Source organism: Sulfitobacter sp. AS92 (genome assembly GCF_038900015.1).
GTDB lineage: Bacteria > Pseudomonadota > Alphaproteobacteria > Rhodobacterales > Rhodobacteraceae > Sulfitobacter.
In genome coordinates, this window is sequence record NZ_JBBMQL010000003.1 from 526,208 (window position 1) to 546,708 (window position 20,501).

The window sequence follows — 20,501 nt, forward strand, 5'->3', positions numbered from 1 at the left end:
AAAACATTCCTCGGGCGTCGGGGCAAATGCTCCCGTTACCCGCAAGACAGAGACGACAGATGAACCATTTCCTAGATATCCACCAAACCGACCCCGCCGATTTGCGGCAGATTATCGACAATGCCGCCGCCATGAAGGCCGCGCGCCAAGGCCGCCCGCGGGGCGCGCCGGATGATGATCAGCCGTTGAAAGACCAGATGGTCGCGCTGATCTTTGAAAAACCCTCAACCCGGACGCGGGTCTCTTTTGACGTGGGCGTGCGCCAGATGGGCGGGCAGACCATGTTGCTGTCGGGCGCGGATATGCAGTTGGGCCACGGCGAGACCATCGCCGACACCGCCCGCGTATTGTCGCGCTATGTCGATATGATCATGATCCGGACCTTTGAAGAGCAGACCTTGGTCGAGATGGCCGAATACGCCACCGTGCCAGTGATCAACGGGCTGACCAACCGCACGCACCCATGTCAGATCATGGCCGATATCCAGACATTCGAAGAACACCGCGGCCCGATCAAAGGGCGCAAAGTGGTCTGGTCGGGTGACGGTAACAACGTCTTTGCAAGCCTCGCCCATGCGGCCAAACAGTTCGACTTCGAGCTGGTCTTTACCGGGCCGGAGACGCTGGACCCGGAAGCGGCGCTTGATGGCCTTTATACGGTCGAGCGCGATCCACAGAAGGCCGTGGAGGGCGCTGATTTGGTGGTCACCGACACTTGGGTCAGCATGCATGATCCGCAATCGGCCCGCGAGCGCCGCCACAACCAGCTGCGCGGCTATCAGGTGAATGACGCGCTGATGTCTCTGGCCAAGCCCGACGCACTCTTTATGCACTGCTTGCCCGCGCACCGCGACGATGAGGCGACAAGCTCGGTCATGGACGGGCCGCATTCGGTGATCTTTGATGAGGCCGAAAACCGTCTGCACGCTCAGAAAGCTGTCATGCGCTGGTGTCTGGGCGCATGAGCGACGGCCCCCGCATCGTTGTCGCGGGCGCGGGGGCGATCGGCTGTTTCATCGGTGGATTGTTGGCCGGGGCGGGGCATTCTGTAACCCTGCTGGCCCGGCCCCGCATTCAGGCCGAGATTCGCGCCCACGGGCTGACCCTGACGGACTTTGGCGGCATGGCCCGCAACCTGTCGTCGGATGAACTGACCCTAGCGAGTGATGAGACCTGTCTGCGCGATGCCGATATCATGCTGGTCACGGTCAAGTCGCGCGATACCGAAAACATGGCCCGGCTTATCGCCCGCTATACAGCGCAGGGCGTGCAGGTCATCAGCCTGCAAAACGGCATGGGCAACCGCGCGATCTTGGCCCAGCATCTGCCGCAGCATGATCTGCGCGCGGGGCTGGTGCCGTTTAACGTCGTGGCCATGGGGCAGGGGTGCTACCATAGGGCGAGCTCGGGTGATCTGGTAATTGAGCGCGGCCCGGCGGATCTGGCCGCGCGGTTGTCGCTGCCCCATCTTCGGGTGATTGAGCACGCGGATATCACCGCCCTGCAATGGGGCAAGTTTCTGATGAATCTCAACAACGCGCTGAATGCGTTGAGTGGGCTGCCATTACAGACGCAGTTGCGTGACCGGGCATGGCGCCAATTAATGGCCGATCAATGGGCTGAGGCGTTTTCCGTCCTGCGGGCCGAGAAAATCCGCCCTGTCATGACCACGCCGATCCCTGCGCGGCTCCTCCCGGCGCTGCTGCGCTTGCCGACGCCCCTGTTCACGCGCATCGCTTCGGCCATGCTGCAGATCGACCCACAGGCGCGGACCTCAATGGCCCAAGACCTCGCCGCGCGCCGCCCGACCGAGATCGACGCGCTGCAAGGCGAGGTACAGCGGCGCGGGCGGGTGCTTGGCCGAGCGACGCCGGTGGCGGATATGGTGCTGCGGGTGATGGGCTGGGCAGAGCTTGCGGGCGAAGGGTTGCCGCATTTGCCGGTCACCGCCCTGCGCGCAGAAATCGCAGCGGGGCAGGACCAGCAGAAGCGGTGAGGCGCAACAGCGCCTGACCTCAGCTCACGAGGGTATTAAGCACCCAAAAGACCAGCGCCGACAGCAGCGCCGCGGCAGGCACGGTGATCACCCAAGCAGCAACGATGGTCATAAAATGCGAACGACGCACCAGCTTGCGGCGGCGGCGTTCTTCTTTAGCGATGCGTTTCACTTCGCTGGTTTGGCCGCCGATAAGGCGCAAGCGCCGCTCCATATGCCATTCACGGTAAAACCCCACGCCAAAGACCCCGCCCACGGCGATATGGGTCGACGACACGGGCAAGCCTAGCCAAGAGGCGACAATGACCGTGATCGCCGCCGAGAGCGCCACGCAATAGGCACGCATCGGGTTCAGCTTGGTGATCTGGCTGCCGACCATGCGGATCAGTTTTGGACCGAAAAGGAACAGACCAAACGAGATGCCGAAGGCGCCGATGATCATCACCCATGTGGGAATGCTGACTTTATCCTCAAAGCCGCCGAACTCTGTCGCATGAACAATCGCGGCCAGCGGGCCAACCGCATTGGCCACATCATTGGCGCCATGGGCAAAGCTGAGAAGGGCGGCAGAAAGGACCAGCGGCAGACCAAAGAGAATTTTGACCGAGCGGTTGCGGTTCTCCATCCCTTCGGACTTTTTGCGGATCAGCGGGGCAGAGATCGCATAGGTCACCAGACCCACGACAAGACCGATGATCAGCGCCATGGGCATATCGATTGAGATGATCTTTTTCAGACCCTTCAGCGCCAGATACGCCGCAAATACCCCGGCCATGATACCGACCAGTACCGGCACCCAAGTACGCGCAGCAGCGATTTTGTCGTCTTGGTAGATGATGCGGGCTTTGATGAACGCAAGGAACATCGCGGCCACCGTACCGCCCAGCACGGGCGAGATCACCCAGCTCGCGGCAATCAGGCTCATGGAGCTCCAGTTCACGACACCAAACCCGGCTGCTGCAATACCAGCACCCATGACGCCGCCCACGACCGAATGCGTGGTTGAAACCGGCGCGCCGACCCATGTGGCAAGGTTCACCCAAAGCGCCGATGAGATCAGCGCGGCCATCATCGCCCAGATAAAAATCCGCGTGTCAGCGACGCTGGCCGGGTCAATGATGCCCTTAGAAATGGTCGAAACCACATCGCCCCCGGCGAGCAGCGCGCCCGCAGATTCGCACAGGGCCGCGATGACGATAGCACCGCCCATGGTCAGCGCATTGGCCCCCACAGCCGGGCCCATATTGTTGGCCACGTCATTGGCGCCGATGTTGACCGCCATGTAAGCGCCAAAGGCGGCGGCGGCGATAACGACGAAGCTTGATGGTTGATGCCCAAAGAAAACCGCCGCGACAGCCCCGGCCACCACGATAAAGGCCAGCGCGATGCCCGGCCCAACGAGAGGGCGGGCGACATAGGTCGCGGCCAATTCGACTTGAGAAATACGGTTAAGGTCTTTGTCCAGTGTCTTCCACTGGCTGCCCTGCGGTTCCGATGCCATTCCTAGATGATCTCCCAAAGATCCTTATGTTCAGCGGGGGGTGACATAAGGCTATCGAGGGCGCAAGTCACCCTGTCACAAAATTGTAACATGCGGGATATGGGGAATTTTGAGGGCAGCGGGGAGTTAAATGGGCACCGAACAGAGGTCCGGTGCCAAAATCCGTCAATGAAATGCGGCCAAAATCGCTTTAAGATCAGGCTCATCCACCAGCTCAGACGCCTCTTGCGGCGTGAACCAAGCGCGCTTGCGCATGCCCGCTTCGGGGTATTCTTCGCTCAGGTCACGTACGCGGGTCAGATAGACCTGTGTGGTCACGGGCACGGTCAAGCCTTCGCCGAGGCCCTTGTCATAATCGAAAATGCCCATTGGATCGGATTCGATATCCGCTTTTGTCACCCCGGCCTCTTCCCATGCCTCTTGTAGCGCGGCTCCGGCCCCGTCCAGCCCGTCGATTGGCCAGCCTTTGGGCAAGATCCAACGGCCCGTGTCGCGGCTGGTGATAAGCAGTACTTTTTTGCCCGCGTCAGTGGCGCGGTAGCAAAGGGCTGCCACCTGCACACGGCGGGGGCGTTTAAAAATGGGGAGGACCATATCCTCCCATGCGCGTCTAAATACGTGTGTCATTACTGGACTATGCCTCGGTCGGGTGTTTTTCTTGTTATGAGCACATTATATAGTGTTCCCAAACGCAAATCAAACTGCAGCGCTTCGGATCGGGGGGCTGACAGTATGACCGGCTAAAGATGAGGCATAATCGATATGGCAACTGGCACGCAGGCGAGCGGGGGCGCGGCACAGAGCACGGGCGCCGATATCGGGGTTTACGGGCTGGGCACCATGGGGTCGGCGCTGGCGCTGAATTTGGCGGACAGCGGCTTTACCGTGGCGGTCAGTAACCGGGAGGCGGAGTGGATCGCGCCCTTTCTGGCAGAAGCCGGGCCACTGGCCGAGCGTCTGACCGGGGCCGAGAGCCTTGAAGATTTCGTCACCGCCATTGCGCGCCCGCGCAGTATCCTCTTCATGATCCCCTCCGGCGCACCGGTCGATGCGATGATTGAGGCGATCAAACCACTGCTCGATAAAGGCGACACGCTGATCGACGGCGGCAACGCAGATTTCCACGACACCCGCCGCCGCAGTGCTGAACTGGACGGTACGGGGCTGCATTTCGTGGGCATGGGCGTTTCGGGTGGTGAGGCTGGCGCGCGCAACGGCCCCTCTATGATGGTTGGGGGCAGCGATCATTCTTGGCGGCAGTTCCAGCCGATGGCCGAGGCGATTGCCGCGCGGTTCGATGGCTCCCCTTGCGTGGCACATCTTGGTCCCGACGGAGCAGGGCATTTTGTTAAGACGGTGCACAACGGCATTGAATACGCCGACATGCAGATGATTGCCGAAGTTTACGGCCTGCTGCGCGACGCTGGTGGGCAGGGCGCGGTTGAGATTGGCAACCTCTTTGCTGAATGGCAGAAGGGGCCGCTGAGTTCTTATCTGATTGAGGTCTCCGCCGCGGCGCTTTTGTCAGTCGACACGCAAACCGGCACGCCGATGGTCGATGTGATCCGCGATCAGGCGGGGCAGAAGGGCACGGGGCGGTGGACGCTGATCGAAGCGCTCAAGATGGGGCAGTCGGCCAATACCATTGAGGCGGCAGTCGGTGCGCGCGGATGGTCGAGCGAGAAGGCGGTGCGCGAGATGGCCGAGCCGCTTTTGCCCGAAGGCGTGCAAGATGCGCCGTTGCCTGAGGCGGATGATTTGGAAATGGCGCTGCTGGCAGGGCGGATCATCGGCCACGCGCAGGGGTTTCGCATCCTAAGCGCGGCTTCGGAAGAGTTTGAATGGTCGCTCGACATGGCAAGAATCTCTGAGATTTGGCGCGCGGGCTGCATCATCCGCTCGGCGCTGCTGGATGAATTTGCTGACGCATTTCGCGGGGAATTACCCGGCGGGCATCTGATCCTCGCGCCCGCCATGCGCAAACGGCTGCAGGAAAGCATTCCAGCGTTGCGCCGTGTGGTGGCAGCGGGCGCGTTGCTAGGGGTGGCGTTGCCCGCGCTTTCGGCTGCACTCGCATGGTACGACAGCATGCGGCGGGCGCGTGGCACGGCGAACATGATCCAAGCGCAGCGCGATTTTTTTGGCGCGCATGGGTTTGAGCGGACAGAAGGCGAAGGTAAATTTCATGGCACGTGGAACCCTCTGCCGTAAAAGTGCTGCTCCGTTCCGAAGGTAAACCATAGGCGCCAGACTATCGCCTGCCCGCAGGCAGGCTATGGGCCTCGTTATTCTTCGGCAAACGGGTCCACCGGGTAAGTTACATGCGCCAGGTACAGTCCTTGAGGCGGACAAACTGGCCCACAGGCGGCCCGATCCCGCGCAGCAAGTGCCATGCTCATATCATCTACGCTCCAAGACCCGGCTCCGACGCGCTCCAAAGAGCCAACAAAACTCCGCACCTGATTGTGCAGGAAAGACCGTGCGCGCACATCGAAATGATATTCCGTCCCGCCCACGGTCTCGACCTCGCAGATATCCAGCCGATCCAACGTCTTCACGGGGCTTTGCGCCTGGCAAATGGTCGAGCGGAAGGTGGTGAAATCATGTTTGCCCACCAGCAGGTTCGCGGCTGCCTGCATGGCCTCGACATCAAGCTGGTGTTTGACCTGCCAGACCAGCCCCGCCTGATGTACCGCAGGGGCGCGGCGTGAAAGGATGCGGAAGTGATAGCGTCGCTCTAGTGCCGAGAACCGTGCGTGAAAATCCTCAGGTGCCAGCACGCAGTCGGTGATCGCAATGGGCTGAGGTTTGAGATGATAGTTCAACGCCTCGCTGAGCCGAAACGGTGACCACTCGCGCGACATGTCGCAATGGGCGACTTGGCCCAGCCCGTGCACACCTGTGTCAGTGCGCCCTGCGGCGGCGATGGTGTGTGTGCCGGGTTGCAAACGCGCCAAGGCGGCTTCGATGAACCCTTGTACAGTAGGCTGATCAACCTGACGCTGCCACCCATTGAACGGCGCGCCGTGGTATTCGATTTTCAAGGCATATCTGGGCATGGACGCGGGATTAGCGCGGGTTGGCGCTTCTGGCAATCCCCGCCTGCCGACCCTATGTTAACGGCAAAGACAAAGGGACGGGCGCAGCTTTGGGTATTACGGGCATTGCCGATGGCATTTGGCGGCAGTTTGAGAATGTCACCGACACGGTGGGCGAGACCTTTTTCGAGCCGGTCATCCGGCTGGGGGTCACGGGGCTTGCGCGGTCAGGCAAGACGGTTTTCATCACCTCGCTGGTGGCGAACCTGCTGGACCGGGGGCGGATGCCGGGGCTGCTGGCGGCCTCTGAAGGGCGGATCGAGGCGGCGTTTTTGCAACCCCAGCCCGACGATACCGTGCCGCGTTTTGACTATGAGAACCACCTCGCCGCGCTGACCGGCAAGACGCCGCATTGGCCGGAAAGCACGCGGGCGATCTCGGAACTGCGGCTGTCGCTCAAGGTGCGGCCCAATGGGCTGCTGGCGGGGCTGCAGGGGCCGCGCACGTTGCATTTGGATATCGTGGATTATCCCGGTGAGTGGCTGCTGGATCTGGCGCTGATGGATGTCACTTACGCCGAATGGTCGGCGCAGGTGATTGAACGCATCGCGCACCGCGAGGAGGCTGCGGGCTACCGGACGCTTGCTGAGCAAACCGATCCCCATGGCGAGTTGGAAGAGACCACAGCGCGCAGGCTTGCCGACAGCTTTGCCGAATATCTGCAAACCGCCCGCGCCAATGGCTATTCTGACTGCACGCCGGGGCGCTTCTTGCTGCCCGGAGACCTTGCTGGCTCGCCGGTGCTGACCTTTGCGCCGTTGCCCGGGTCCGATGGCGCGCCGCGCAAATCGCTGATCCGCGAGATGGCGCGGCGGTTTGAGGCCTATAAGAAACAGGTGGTGCAACCCTTCTTTCGCGATCATTTCTCTAGGATCGACCGCCAAGTCGTGCTGGTCGACGCGCTTGGCGCGATTCACCAAGGGCCGCGCGCGGTCGAAGACCTGCGCGGCGCGATGGCTGATATCTTAAGCGCCTTCAGGCCGGGGAAGAATAACTTCCTGACCAGCCTGCTGCGCGGCAAACGGGTTGAAAAAGTACTCTTTGCTGCCACCAAGGCCGACCATCTGCATCACAGCCAGCACCCGCGGCTAAGCGGCATCATGCAGGCGCTGATCCGCGATGCACGGGACCGGGCGCAATACGCCGGGGCCGGCACGCGGGCCATGGCCATCGCCAGCCTGCGCGCCACGACCGAAGATGTGATGACCCATGGGGGCGAGCCGCTTGATGTGGTGCGCGGGACGCTTTTGAATGACGATGAAACACGCGGGCGGCAGGCGGCATTCTACCCTGGTGAGTTGCCCGAAGACCCGGCGCATCTGCTGACCCCCGCGCGGCAGGGCGCGCAGGAATGGTTGGGTGCGGATTACCAGATCATGCGCTTTGCCCCGGCGGTGCTGGACCTACGCCCCGGTGACGGCCCGCCGCATATTCGACTGGACCGCGCGGCAGAGTTCCTGATCGGAGATCGGCTTTGAGCGCGCTGCTGACACGCCCCGCCACGCTGCGCGCAGCACAACCCTTGGACGCAGGCGCGGTGGGAGGGATAATGAGCGATTTCGCAAGGCAGACCAATTGGTTGCCGCGCATTCATACCGCGGCTGAAGACATCGCCCATGCCGATGCGATGATAGTACGGGGCTGGGTAACTGTCGCCGAACAGGCAGGCCGGATCGCCGGTTTCATAGCCTGCAAAGGGGGCGAGTTGGATGCGCTTTATGTTGCAGATGATGCGCGGGGGCAGGGCATAGGCTCCGCCCTTATCGGGGGGTTAAAAACCCGTCATAAGGCGCTGACATGTTGGACATTTCAGGCGAACACGCCTGCCATTTCTTTCTACCGCCACCACGGGTTTGCCGAGACCGCGCGCGGCGATGGCAGCGCCAATGACGAAGGGCTGCCCGATCTGACATTGCACTGGCAAAGGGAGGCCGCCTAATGGCCCGCGGACCAATCCTATTCGACCTAGAGGAAGACAGCAAACCCCAGCCCTCGGTCGCCGATGCGCCCGCCGTGCCGGAGTTTGACACCGACGTCCCCCCGCCCAAGGGGCAAGCAATGCAGATTGCCGCGCAGCTTGCGGCACGCAAACCCTCGCGGCTGGTGCGGCTGTTCTGGGCGCTGGCGGGCGCATTGGTGACGGCGCTTGTGTCGATCGCCGCATGGACCTTCGTGACTGATCTAATGGCGCGCTATCCGGTGCTGGGGTGGGCGATGACCCTACTGCTCGGGGCTTTTTTGCTGGTCCTGCTGCTGCTTTCCTTGCGCGAAATGGCCGCCTTTGGCCGGCTTGCGCGGCTTGACGGGCTGCGCCATGACGCAGGCGAGGCACTGGCGCAGGCTGATTTGGCCGCAGCGCGCAGCGTGACGGATCGGCTTGAAGCGCTGTATAAACACCGCGAAGACACCCGTTGGGGCCGCGACCGATTGGCGGAACTGCGCGGCGACCAATTCGACGCAGAGGCTTTGTTGGGGCTGGCCGAGAGAGAGGTCTTGGCCCCATTAGACCGCGCCGCGACCCGCGAAGTCGAAGCAGCGGCGCGGCAGGTCGCAGCCGTCACTGCGCTGGTGCCCTTGGCGCTTGCCGACGTGGCCGCTGCACTCAGCAGCAACCTGCGGATGATCCGACGTATTGCAGAGATTTACGGTGGGCGCTCGGGCTTTTTTGGCTCATGGCGGCTGACCCGCGCGGTGCTGTCGCATCTTGTGGCAACGGGTGCTGTGGCGGTCGGCGATGACCTGATCGAACCGCTTTTGGGCGGGTCCATCGTTGCCAAATTGAGCCGACGTTTCGGGGAAGGTTTGGTAAATGGCGCATTGACCGCACGGGTGGGCGTGGCTGCGATTGAAGTCTGCCGCCCGCTGCCCTTTGCCCGTGAAAAGCGCCCCGGCGTGCGGGGAATCGTCAAACGTGCGCTTACAGGGGTTTTTGGCAACAACTAAACGGGTTAGGCGGCGGAAACTGCGTCACGTACCGACCGGAGAGGATGCTGTAGCAGGCCCGGCCACGGGGCCACGTTTAACCCCGGTTCATAGCCCCAGCGGGCAGCGCACTTCGCCTGCGCCACAGTCATCTTCGCGGCCCCGGCATAGTTTTGATTGCCGTCTGCGATCCCCTCCGGCAACCCCGCCTCGGGCAGGTCAAGGAACCGCGCGATCTGACGCATGCTGCGGGGGGCATTGGTAACGATATCCTCATAGCGCAGCACCATCACCGCATGAAGGTAGGGCAGGTCGCCCAACATCTGTGCCTGCGCCGCGATCCAGTGATCCAGCAGCTGCTGCGGCGGGGCATCGACCCAGGATGCGACCGAGGCCGCGACTGCTTCGGGATGGCGCAGAACAACGATGAATTGCGACATAGGAAACAGCTGCTGCATCAATCGCATACGGGTGAGGTTTACCGGCGATTTTTCAACCCGCCAGCGCAGGGCTGGGTCGAACCACGGGGCCCAGTCACGCTCGAGCCGCGCCTTTGTTTCTAAAGAGTTCAGCGGATGTCCTTCGGTCAAATGCTCTGCCGGATTGGTCGCGAAATGCATGGGCCGACCGGACTGCGCAGTATGGGCGATGGCACCCTGCAGATAGACGCCTTCGTTCTCAGGAGCTGCCGATCCGGTGATACCGCCCGCGCCGGGCAGGGCATTGGCCAGCCGATTGACCAAGGATGTGCCAGACCGATGCAGCCCGCCGATAAACAGATAACGAGGTGGAATTTTCGGGGCCATCAGTTGCTCATTAACGGGCGCCCCACGGCGCTATGGGTAGCCAACTAGTGCCGTGGGCGCCCCTTTCCAGCGGCTGGGGGGTTAACTTTTGTTATCGGAACGCAAAGGCTGTCATCGGGGGTTCACCTTTCACAAGGAGACCCATCATGTTCATCTGTCACATCGCCCTCGGGGGCTGTCTCACAGCTCCGACTGTTAATTATGGCGTGACCGAAGATACCGGCGGTCACATCGCCTATATCTTGGGGGCAGCCCGCGCACAGGCGGCGCGGGGGGATGTGGATGCGGTACAAATCGTAACCCGTGCGTTTGATGACCCCAGCCTCGGGGCGGTCCATGCACAGACCGACCAACAGGTCGGCCGCGGTTTGTCGATCCGGCGGTTGTGGACGGCGCAGCGGGGGTATCTGAGCAAAGAAAATCTAGCCGCTGAAATCCCTGCGCTGGTGGACGCGTTCCTGGCGGACTTGGCACAGGCGGCGCGACGGCCGGATGTGATCCATGCGCATTTTGCGGATGCAGCGCAACTGGCCCTGGCGGCGCGGGAGCGGTTCGGCATTCCGGTGATCTACACGCCGCACTCATTGGCACTGAGCAAATCCGGAGCGGTCGTCGATACTGCGCGGATCGAGGCCGAGCGGCGTGCTTTGCTGGAGGCGGATGCCGTCGTGCTGTCATCGCGCGACGAGGCGGAGGTTCAGGTGGCGGCCTATGGGGCTGGCGCGCAAGCGCGGGTTCATCGCGTCTCTCCGGGTGTTTCGTTGCGCCGCCCCGCAGGGGCGGGCGCAGGGCGCGCGTTTCTGGCCGACACTCTCAGCGATCCCGACCGCCCAATACTGCTGGCAGTGGCGCGCCCCGTGGCCCGTAAAAATCTAGCCACTTTGGCAAAGGTATATGCTGACAGCTCTGCGTTGCAGAAACGTGCGAACCTTGTGATCGTTGCTGGACAACATGGCGATGCCTTGCAGGCCAATCCCGAGGCGCGCGCAGAGTTGGCGCAACTACACGAGGTTTTGGGGACACCGCGTCTGCGCGGTCAGGTCGCCCTTCCGCCGCGTCATAGCCAAGCTGATGTGGCAGCCCTTTATGAAATGGCGGCACAGACGGGTGGGGTTTTCGTGAACCTTGCTCTGCATGAGCCCTTTGGCCTGACCATGTTGGAAGCGGCGTCTCATGGCTTGCCAGTCGTGGCCACGCAGGAAGGTGGCCCGGCCGATATCGTGGCGGACCTTGGCCATGGCATCTGTGTGCCACCACGTGACGTAGAGGCTATCGAGGCTGCGTTGCTGAAGCTGTTGGATAACCGGGCCGTCTGGAAGCAGGCGGCAGAGGCCGGACGTGCGCATGTGGGGCGCTACGATTGGTCGAAATGGGCCGATGAGGTGCAGCTTATTTGCGAGGATATCCGCCAGTCTAAGCCGCTTCAGGGCGCGCCGGTCATGTTGGCGAGCGACATCGACAACACCCTGACCGGCTGCGCTCCATCGGCTGCTCTGTTCGATGCTTGGGTTCGGCGTGATCGTCCGGTGTTTGCCGTGGCCACGGGGCGCAGTCTTCCCGAAGCCCGTCGCATTTTGCGCGCGTGGCACCTGCCGATGCCGCGTGTCTTCATCACCTCGGTCGGTACTGAAGTTTACCTACCCGATAGCCAAGGGCGTCTTTGTTTAGATGCGCGTTTCGCTCGCAAACTTGATGCAGGGTGGGAGCGTGATCGGGTGAAACGCGCCCTTCTGGATTTCGGGTTTAATTGGCAAGCGCGGGTCGAGCAGCGGCGATGGAAACTGAGCGGATTTGGCGACATGCGCACCGCGCTGCGGCTGGAACGCCATCTGGCGCGGCGGAATGTGGCGGCGCAGATCGTGGCTTCGCATGGTCGGCTTATTGATGTGCTGCCCTTGGCCGCGGGCAAAGGCGCCGCCGTCTGTGCTGCGGCCCGGCAGTTGGGCATGTCGATGGACCGTTTGGTTGTCGCCGGGGACAGTGGCAATGATTTCGACATGCTGCAGGCGGTAAAAGACGGGCCGGGTCGGGGCATTTTGGTTGGCAATGCCGTGGACGGTTTGCGCGAACGTTTGGGAGGCGGGCGACTTTACTACGCGCGTGCAGCCCATGCCGCGGGTGTGTTGGAGGGGTTGGAAACCTTTGGCCTTGCGCCCAACGCGATGGAAGCGCCGGTTAAGATGGTGGCGCAATGACGCGGCCGATTGGGTATTTCGTGCACCATCAGGGCCGAGGCCATGCCGAGCGCTGCGCGGCGGTGGTGAATGCATTGCCCGAAAACCAGCCAGTGACTGTCTTTTGCGCAAAACCGGACATATTCCCCGATTTCACCCGTCAGGTTGAGGTTATCACTTTGCCATCGCTTTTCGAAGCCACGGGGGCGGAGGATATAAACGACACAACGAGCGCGCCGGATACAGTGCATTGCGCCCCGTTGGGCTGGCCCGGCATCCGGCAAGCAATGGCTCAAATAGTAACTTGGTTTGCCAACGCCAATCCAGTTTTGATGATCAGCGATGTGTCTGCCGAAGTGGCGCAGCTGGCGCGCCTATGCTCGGTGCCGCACGTGAAAGTGCTGCAGCATGGGCAGCGCGGGGATGTGGGGCATCAAGCGGCCTATGACGGGGCGGTTGGTCTTCTTTGCCCCGGCGCGCAGGCATTGGCTCAACCTGATTGGCCAGAAAGGCATTTGGTCAAGACGCATTTTGCGGGCGGGCTTGGGGTAGACGTAAAGCGGCCCGATCCGGCACAGCGCGCGGCGTTGCGTGCACGCATGGGCATCGCGGCTGATCAACGGCTGGTGGTGGTCATGTCGGGAGGGGGTGGCACCGGCTTTGCCTCGGCCCCATTTGGGATCGCTGCGCGGGCCATGCCTGAAACGACGTTTATCACCATCGGTCAAATGGCACGGGACTGGCACGCAACCGAGCCTGCGAACCTGCACCACCATGGCTGGGTCGAAAGCGCGCCAGACTACCTTGCGGCGGCAGACCTGATCGTGGCCTCTACCGGCAATACCACCTGTCATCAGATCCTCGCGGCGGAAAAGCCGTGGCTGGCTGTGCCAGAATGGCGCTATTTCGATGAGCAGATTGAAAAGGCCAACGCGCTTGCCCGCGCCGGCGGCGCCCATCATCTACCGCATTTCCCGTCGTCTGCCGATGCGTGGCGCGCGGCGATCAAAACCGCATTCGATACCCATGACCCGGCACTGCAACGGTCTTTAGTGAACGAGAATGCCGCGTCCGAAACGGCTGATTGGCTGTGCAGATTGGTCAATCAGCTACTTCCCAAAACATCAAATGAAACCGGAGATTTAAATGACGTCGTTCACCCCATCCGCGCCTGATGACATCTTGGTCAGCGCGCTGACACTTGCGCGGGGCCGCGCGGCACATTTGCGCAATGTGATCCTTGGTCTTACCCGTCAAACCCGGCAGCCGGATGAACTGGTGATTGGGGTGATGCAGGAAGCCCTGTATGATGATCTTCCGCAGACCGATTTCCCAATCAGACAGGTGCAGGTCACAGGCCGCGAACTGCCGCTGTCGCGCGCTCGCAATGCAGTTGCAGCTGACGCAACGGGCGAATGCCTCGTCTTTCTTGACGTAGATTGCATTCCTGCGCCCGACCTCATCGCCGATTACATGGGCTATGGGCGGCCCGGCAATGGATTGATCATGGGCGAGGTGAACTACTTGCCCGCAGGCACGGCCAGCGAAGGCTGGAGCTATGACAAACTCGAAGCGGTTGCCGTGCGCCATTCTGACCGCCAAGGGCCACCCGCCGAAGGGTTGAAACGCTGCAATGACTACCGCTGCTTTTGGTCGCTGAACTTTGCCATCCACCGCGAAGACTGGGACCAATCCGGCGGTTTCGATGAACGCTTTACAGGGTATGGGGGCGAGGACACCGACTTTGGCCGAGAGCTGGACGCGCGCGGCGTGCCGATCCATTGGGCGAAGGGCGCAAAGGTGTTCCACCAGCACCACGCGCATTGCATGCCGCCCATTCATCACATCCCGTCGATCCTGCGCAACACCGAGATTTTTGCAGACAAATGGGGGCATCGCACGATGAACCACTGGCTCACGGCCTTTCGTTTGATGGGGCTGGTGGGCAGCGATGGGGATGCATTGGTGCAGCTGCGCGAGCCGGATGCGGATGATTTTGCCCTTTGCGAACAACAGTCGGATCAGCCCTACGCCAATACTGCGCGCGTACTTCGCCATCTGCGCGGCGAAGAGCAGATCGCGGCGGAATGACCCTGCGCATCGCCATCGTTGGCCATATCCGCCATCCCATCGCACCTCCCTTTAAGGGGGGGATGGAGGCGTTTACACACGGGCTTGCACGGCTGCTGGCCGCGCGGGGCCATGATGTGACCCTATTGGCCAGCGGCGATAGCGGGGTAGGGTTGCCACCGGGGGTAAAACTGCTGCCGATTTGCGATGCTCATTACGATGCCCGTTTTCCATGGCATAATTTTCATGGCACCGAGGCGCTGAATGACCATCTTGATGCCTGCTATGCCCGTGCGGCGCGGCTGTTGCTAGAAGGGCGCTTTGACGTAGTGCACAACAACGCGCTGCACCGCTACTTGCCGCGCCTGTCACGGGCAGAGCGGATGCCGATGGTGACATCGCTGCATATCCCGCCGTTCAAAGTGTTACGTGGCGCGTTGATGGATGGGGCTGCACCGTGGCATTTTTCGACCGTCGTTTCAGCGCGGCAGCGCGGCATCTGGTGGCCCGAGGGCGCGCCCGAGACGGCGCATGTTGTGCACAATGGGATCGACCTTTCTGAGTGGTCAGAAGGGGAGGCGGGCGACGGCAGTGCCGTTTGGGCCGGTCGGATCACGCCGACAAAAGGCACGCATCTTGCGGCAGAGGCCGCGCAGATCGCCGGTGTGCCGCTGCGTATCTACGGCGCGGTTGAGCATCAGGATTACTTTAACGATATGGTAAAACCGCATCTGTACGGCGATGTGGCCTATGTTGGGCATCTGGATACAGCCGCGCTTGGGCGGGCCTATGGCCGGGCGTCGGTTGCGCTTTTCACGCCCCAGTGGGAGGAACCCTTCGGCCTCGCTGCGGTGGAGGCGATGGCAACCGGCCTGCCGGTCGCGGCGACCCCGCATGGCGCTGTGGAAGAAGTGCTCGGCGATGCGGGGGTGATTGCGGAAAACGACAGTCCCGAAGCCTTGGCCGCAGCATTGCACCAAGCGCGTACGATTCCGGCAGAGGTGCCGCGCGCTCGGGTGGCGCGATTGTTCGATGCGCAAGTCATGGTTGCCAAGTTCGAGCGGCTTTACCGAGGGGCGCTCGCCCAACATGACGTGGCCATGCCGCGCACAACATATCCGGCAATTGCCTTGCAGGTGGAAGCGATTGGCCAGCCATTGGCCGAAGCGGGTTAGGGGGCCATCTCGGACTGGGGAGCATAAAGGTAGGCGGCCTCAAACATGCCGACCTTATGTAACCCCTTTCGGTCGTGGATCAAAAGCTCCCCTCCTGCCACCGTACAACACCCATGCTCGCGCAACTCGCGCAGGGTACGACTGACATGCACCGACGTAAGGCCAGTCGCATCTGCGATATCAGTCTGGCGCAGGCTGAAGGGCAGGCTCTGCCGCTCCGTGCCATACGCGATGCTCATGCGGGCGTCAAACTCGCTTAGGAAATTCGCGACCCGCGCCAAGGCCCGCATGGCGCTGTTGCGCATCACCCAATGACGGTGAATGGAGGCATCGACCAAGGTCATCAGCCACAACTTCCGCGCAAACTCAACATCGCCATTCAGCAATTCGCGCAGCGGTTCATGCGCAACTATGGCCACACGGGTATCGGTCAGTGATACGACATCGTGGTCAAGCCGCTTCAGCGGGAAGGCATGTAGGTCAACAAATTCACCGGGGAATTGCAGGGCGACAAACGTATTCCGGGCGCGCTGGCCACTTGGGACACTGCGCGCAATCAAACCATCCAGGAGCAAAAGACTGTGATCCAGCAAATCACCTCGGCGGCTGATGACCTCACCGGGCGCAAAGTGCATATGTTGGGTCAACAGGGGCGCAACCTTGGCCCACTGCGCATCACTGAGGTGATCGACCATGCCAGAGGGTTTGACGGACATATCGTTATAATTGAGCTGTTCTGTGGTCACATGAAGGCCTTTCCGCCCAATCGAAATGGCGCGGATGCCGTACGTATCAGGCCCGCGCGCTCATAAATCTATCGAATAGCGTATGATGCTGATTTTACCGAAAAATTCAAGAGAGGGCCGGAAATCATAATAAATGTTAAATTATCTGTTGGCGGTGTTCGGCGCGGCTTTCATGGCGGAGTTCGGCCATTCGACCGGGGCTTGTCGGGGCAGGGGGGGCTGTTTATAAGCGCCCCTATGACACGCCTTACCGCGATCATTATTCGAATTATATCCCCGGCGCTCTGATCTATTGAGCCGCCGGGCAGAGGTGTTTGAGCCGCTCGCACCGAACCAAATTGAATAACTCCCATATGCCTAGAGGACGCCCCCCATGTGCGCCGAGACCCCCGACTACAAAGCCACGCTGAACCTGCCCAAAACCGATTTCCCCATGCGCGCCGGATTGCCCAAGCGCGAGCCCGGCTGGTTGGAGCGGTGGGAAAAGATCGGCGTCTATGACCGCCTGCGTGAGAAAGAGGGGCGTACCCCTTTCACGCTGCATGACGGTCCGCCCTATGCCAACGGGCATTTGCACATCGGTCACGCGCTGAACAAGACGATCAAGGACATGATCGTGCGTAGCCATCAGATGATGGGCTATGACGCGCGCTACATCCCCGGCTGGGATTGCCACGGTCTGCCGATCGAGTGGAAGATCGAAGAGCAGTACCGCAAGAAGGGCCGCGACAAGGATCAGGTGCCGATCAACGAATTCCGCGCTGAGTGCCGTGAGTTTGCGCGTGGCTGGGTCGACGTGCAGCGTGAAGAGTTCAAGCGTCTGGGCATCACCGGCAACTGGGAAAACCCGTACCTCACGATGGATTTCCACGCCGAGCGCGTGATCGCCGAGGAATTCATGAAGTTCTTGATGAACGGCACGCTTTATCAAGGCTCGAAGCCCGTGATGTGGTCGCCAGTTGAGAAAACCGCGCTGGCCGAGGCCGAGGTTGAGTATCACGACAAGGAAAGCCACACGGTTTGGGTGAAGTTCAAGGTCGTCGGCACCGAGAGCGATCTGGACGGCGCGCAGGTGGTGATCTGGACCACGACGCCTTGGACGATGCCAAGCAACAAGGCCGTGGTGTACGGCGAGGGCATTTCCTATGGCCTCTATGAAGTAACCGCGACGCCGGACGAATGCTGGGCCAATGTCGGCGAGCGCTTCCTGCTGGCCGATGATCTTGCGACGGATGTCTTTGCCCGTGCCCGTCTTGAGGAGGGCATGTGGAACCGCGTTCGGGGCATTGAGAATGAAGAGTTGGCCAAAATCTCGCTCCTGCACCCGCTGGCCGGGGCCGAAGGGGCAAACGGCGAATGGGACGATCTGCGTGATTTCCGTGCCGCTGATTTCGTGACCTCGGATGAGGGAACGGGCTTCGTGCATTGCGCACCCTCCCACGGCCTCGAAGAATACGAGCTCTACCGCGACCTCGGCCTGCTACCGCAGGTGATCACCTATAACGTCATGGAAGACGGCCGTTTCCGCGACGATCTGCCGTTCTTTGGCGGGAAGGCGATCCTCAAGCCCAACGGCAAAGAGGGCAACGCAAACAGCGCCATCATCGACAAGCTGGTCGAGGTCGGCGGCCTGCTGGCACGCGGTAAGATCAAGCACAGCTATCCGCATAGCTGGCGCTCCAAAGCGCCGGTGATCTACCGCAACACGCCGCAGTGGTTTGCCGCCATCGACAAAGAGGTCGGCGACGGGCTGGACATGCACGGCAAGACCATCCGCGAGCGCGCGTTGACCGAGATCGACAACGTCAATTGGACGCCAAAATCTGGCCGCAACCGCCTGCATTCGATGATGGAGGCGCGGCCCGACTGGGTGCTGAGCCGCCAGCGCGCCTGGGGCGTGCCGCTGACCTGTTTCGTGCGCAAGGGTGTCGCACCGACGGATGAGAACTTCCTGCTGCGCAATCCTGAAGTGAACCAGCGCATCGTCGAGGCTTTTGAGGCCGAAGGCGCAGATGCGTGGTATGCCGAGGGCGCCAAAGAGCGCTTCCTTGAGGGCATCGTCGATCCGGCGGAATTCGATCAGGTGACGGACATTCTCGACGTCTGGTTCGACAGCGGTTCGACCCATGCCTTCACCCTGCGCGACCGCGAGGACGGAACCGAGGACGGCATCGCGGATGTCTATATGGAAGGCACCGACCAGCACCGTGGTTGGTTCCATTCCTCGTTGCTGCAATCGGTCGGCACCACGGGCCGCGCGCCGTATCGCAATGTCGTGACGCATGGTTTCACGTTGGACGCCAAGGGCATGAAGATGTCCAAATCCATCGGCAATACCATCGTGCCTGAGAAGATCGTGCAGCAGTATGGCGCGGATATCCTGCGTCTTTGGGTGGCGCAGACCGATTACACCGCCGACCAGCGGATCGGGGATGAGATCCTCAAAGGTGTGGCCGACAGCTATCGCCGCCTGCGTAATACCATGCGCTATATGTTGGGCGCGTTGAATGACTTTAGCGAGGCGGATCGCGTTGATCCCGCCGATATGCCGGAATTGGAGCGGTGGGTGCTGCACCGGGTGGCGGAGTTGGACAAGGTCGTGCGTGACGGCTTTGCGCGCTTTGACTTCCAAGGCGTGTTTCAGGCGGTGTTCACCTTTGCGACCGTCGATCTCTCGGCCTTCTACTTCGATATCCGCAAGGACGCGCTTTACTGCGATGGCGACACCCTGCGCCGCCGCGCCGCGCGCTCGGTACTGGATATCCTGTTCCACCGTTTGACGACATGGCTTGCCCCCGTGCTGGTCTTCACCATGGAAGAAGTCTGGCTGGAGCGCTTCCCGGGAGATGAGTCCTCGGTGCATCTGATCGACATGCCCGAGACGCCCGAAGCATGGTTGAACCCTGAACTGGCGGCAAAATGGGCCAAAGTGCGCGCCGCGCGCCGTGTGGTGACCGCAGCGTTGGAAGTGCAGCGGACCGAGAAGGTGATCGGGGCCTCGCTTGAGGCCGCCCCCGTGGTGCATGTCGACGACGCGGCGCAGCGTGAAGCGTTGGAAAGCGTGTCGTTCGAAGACGTGGCCATCACCTCTGACATCACCGTGACCGGCGACGCGGCCCCGGCTGAGGCGTTCCGGATGCCCGAGACCCAAGGTGTGGCCGTGGTGTTTGAAAAGGCCGAAGGCGCCAAATGCGAGCGCTGCTGGAAGGTGCTGCCCGATGTCGGCACCCATGAACATCCCGGCGTTTGCGGGCGCTGTGATGAGGCTGTGCGTGAGGCTTTGGCGGAAGCCTGAGCCTTGCGACCGAACTGATAGAACGGGCGACGGTCTAGCCGCCGCCCGTTTTTCTTTGCTACCTCTCAAACCGCCCCGCCCGGTGGAACGCCGGGCATCGCCCTCCCTTCCCCCGGAGGGCGATTTTGCAACGTCTCCACAGATCGCTGCCTCGGCGTTCTCTGCGCTCCCATACCAACCAAATAAGTATTAACGCCCGCCAGGGAGGGCGATGCCCTTAGCGCTCTTTCGCGGACGGGGTTTCTGGCGCAGAGTGGGGCGATGAAACAAGCCTCCCTCTCCACGCCCTTTGGCGATCTGATCTTAACCGAAGACGACGGCGCGATCACGGCGCTCGGCTGGGGGCAGGCGGCGCGGCAGGACCGCTCGGACCTGCTTGATGCCGCACTGGGCCAACTCAAGGAATACGCGACAGGCGCGCGCCAGAGCTTCGACCTACCACTGCGCGTCGAGGGCAGCGATTTCCAGCGCGAGGTCTGCGCCGCGATTCTCGCGATTCCGTTCGGCGATACACGCACTTACGGAGAGATTGCCCGTGATCTCGATGTACCTGCACAAGCAGTGGGTAGAGCCTGTGGCGGCAATCCGATCCCACTCATTATCCCGTGCCACCGGGTGATGGGTGCAAAAGGGCTCACCGGGTTTAGCGGGGCAGGCGGGGTCGAGACCAAGGTTGCCCTGCTGCGCCATGAAGGTGCTGCGGGCTTGCTGATTTAAG

At 61.7% G+C, this 20,501-nt stretch carries 17 protein-coding genes; 12 read left to right on the top strand and 5 right to left on the bottom strand.

Annotation, left to right across the window (positions count from 1 at the left end; translation table 11 throughout):
• The first annotated feature begins 59 nt into the window (after window positions 1–59).
• Complete coding sequence (argF, locus tag WNY61_RS08735) at window positions 60–965, top strand: ornithine carbamoyltransferase (protein ID WP_342851069.1); 906 nt, start codon at window positions 60–62, stop codon at window positions 963–965.
• A complete protein-coding gene (locus WNY61_RS08740; protein ID WP_342851070.1) occupies window positions 962–1,996 on the top strand; it encodes a 2-dehydropantoate 2-reductase in 1,035 nt (344 codons plus the stop codon). Before argF ends, WNY61_RS08740 begins: the two co-directional genes overlap by 4 nt.
• 19 nt (window positions 1,997–2,015) lie before the next feature.
• Here the strand turns inward: WNY61_RS08740 and WNY61_RS08745 are convergent, their stop codons facing one another.
• Both WNY61_RS08745 and WNY61_RS08750 read right to left on the bottom strand, forming a co-directional pair.
• The gene (locus tag WNY61_RS08745) at window positions 2,016–3,497 is read right to left on the bottom strand and encodes an inorganic phosphate transporter (protein WP_342851071.1); all 1,482 of its coding nucleotides are present in this window, start codon (window positions 3,495–3,497) and stop codon (window positions 2,016–2,018) included.
• A gap of 165 nt (window positions 3,498–3,662) precedes the next feature.
• The gene (locus tag WNY61_RS08750) at window positions 3,663–4,124 is read right to left on the bottom strand and encodes an NUDIX hydrolase (protein ID WP_342851072.1); all 462 of its coding nucleotides are present in this window, start codon (window positions 4,122–4,124) and stop codon (window positions 3,663–3,665) included.
• 135 nt (window positions 4,125–4,259) lie between these two features.
• Here WNY61_RS08750 and gndA point away from each other — a divergent pair, with 135 nt between their 5' ends.
• The gene (gene gndA / locus WNY61_RS08755) at window positions 4,260–5,708 is read left to right on the top strand and encodes an NADP-dependent phosphogluconate dehydrogenase (RefSeq protein ID WP_342851073.1); all 1,449 of its coding nucleotides are present in this window, start codon (window positions 4,260–4,262) and stop codon (window positions 5,706–5,708) included.
• A gap of 74 nt (window positions 5,709–5,782) precedes the next feature.
• On the opposite strand, the gene truA is transcribed toward gndA, so the two are convergent.
• Window positions 5,783–6,556, bottom strand: coding sequence for a tRNA pseudouridine(38-40) synthase TruA (truA, locus tag WNY61_RS08760; protein ID WP_342851074.1), 774 nt, complete (start codon window positions 6,554–6,556; stop codon window positions 5,783–5,785).
• Window positions 6,557–6,645: 89 nt separating this feature from the next.
• Between truA and WNY61_RS08765 the strand changes: the two genes are divergently transcribed.
• The 3 genes from WNY61_RS08765 (at window position 6,646) to WNY61_RS08775 (ending at window position 9,538) form a co-directional block, all read left to right on the top strand.
• A complete protein-coding gene (locus tag WNY61_RS08765) occupies window positions 6,646–8,073 on the top strand; it encodes a YcjX family protein (RefSeq protein ID WP_342851113.1) in 1,428 nt (475 codons plus the stop codon).
• 71 nt (window positions 8,074–8,144) lie between these two features.
• Complete coding sequence (locus WNY61_RS08770) at window positions 8,145–8,534, top strand: GNAT family N-acetyltransferase (protein ID WP_342851075.1); 390 nt, start codon at window positions 8,145–8,147, stop codon at window positions 8,532–8,534.
• Window positions 8,534–9,538 (top strand): TIGR01620 family protein, encoded by a 1,005-nt coding sequence (locus WNY61_RS08775; RefSeq protein ID WP_342851076.1) that lies wholly within the window; start codon window positions 8,534–8,536, stop codon window positions 9,536–9,538. Before WNY61_RS08770 ends, WNY61_RS08775 begins: the two co-directional genes overlap by 1 nt.
• A gap of 5 nt (window positions 9,539–9,543) precedes the next feature.
• Here WNY61_RS08775 and WNY61_RS08780 read toward each other — a convergent pair whose 3' ends face one another.
• Window positions 9,544–10,323 carry a sulfotransferase gene (locus WNY61_RS08780; protein ID WP_342851077.1) on the bottom strand — a complete coding sequence of 260 codons (780 nt, stop codon included), beginning with the start codon at window positions 10,321–10,323 and terminating at the stop codon, window positions 9,544–9,546.
• A 146-nt stretch (window positions 10,324–10,469) separates the two neighbouring features.
• Here WNY61_RS08780 and WNY61_RS08785 point away from each other — a divergent pair, with 146 nt between their 5' ends.
• The 4 genes from WNY61_RS08785 to WNY61_RS08800 are packed head-to-tail and all read left to right on the top strand — an operon-like array spanning window position 10,470 to window position 15,742.
• On the top strand, window positions 10,470–12,518 hold the full coding sequence (locus WNY61_RS08785) for an HAD-IIB family hydrolase (RefSeq protein WP_342851078.1): 2,049 nt from the start codon (window positions 10,470–10,472) through the stop codon (window positions 12,516–12,518).
• On the top strand, window positions 12,515–13,672 hold the full coding sequence (locus WNY61_RS08790) for a glycosyltransferase (protein WP_342851079.1): 1,158 nt from the start codon (window positions 12,515–12,517) through the stop codon (window positions 13,670–13,672). The genes WNY61_RS08785 and WNY61_RS08790 overlap by 4 nt, the downstream gene beginning before the upstream one ends.
• Window positions 13,644–14,588, top strand: coding sequence for a galactosyltransferase-related protein (locus WNY61_RS08795; protein ID WP_342851080.1), 945 nt, complete (start codon window positions 13,644–13,646; stop codon window positions 14,586–14,588). Before WNY61_RS08790 ends, WNY61_RS08795 begins: the two co-directional genes overlap by 29 nt.
• Complete coding sequence (locus WNY61_RS08800; protein WP_342851081.1) at window positions 14,585–15,742, top strand: glycosyltransferase; 1,158 nt, start codon at window positions 14,585–14,587, stop codon at window positions 15,740–15,742. Before WNY61_RS08795 ends, WNY61_RS08800 begins: the two co-directional genes overlap by 4 nt.
• Here WNY61_RS08800 and WNY61_RS08805 read toward each other — a convergent pair.
• Entirely contained in the window at window positions 15,739–16,488 is a 750-nt protein-coding gene (locus tag WNY61_RS08805; protein ID WP_342851082.1) for a Crp/Fnr family transcriptional regulator, read from the bottom strand. The genes WNY61_RS08800 and WNY61_RS08805 overlap by 4 nt on opposite strands.
• A 373-nt stretch (window positions 16,489–16,861) precedes the next feature.
• On the opposite strand from WNY61_RS08805, the gene ileS reads away from it, so the two are divergent.
• Window positions 16,862–19,783, top strand: coding sequence for an isoleucine--tRNA ligase (ileS, locus tag WNY61_RS08810; RefSeq protein ID WP_342851083.1), 2,922 nt, complete (start codon window positions 16,862–16,864; stop codon window positions 19,781–19,783).
• 261 nt (window positions 19,784–20,044) lie between these two features.
• The gene (locus tag WNY61_RS08815; protein ID WP_342851084.1) at window positions 20,045–20,500 is read left to right on the top strand and encodes a methylated-DNA--[protein]-cysteine S-methyltransferase; all 456 of its coding nucleotides are present in this window, start codon (window positions 20,045–20,047) and stop codon (window positions 20,498–20,500) included.
• Window position 20,501: the final 1 nt, after the last annotated feature.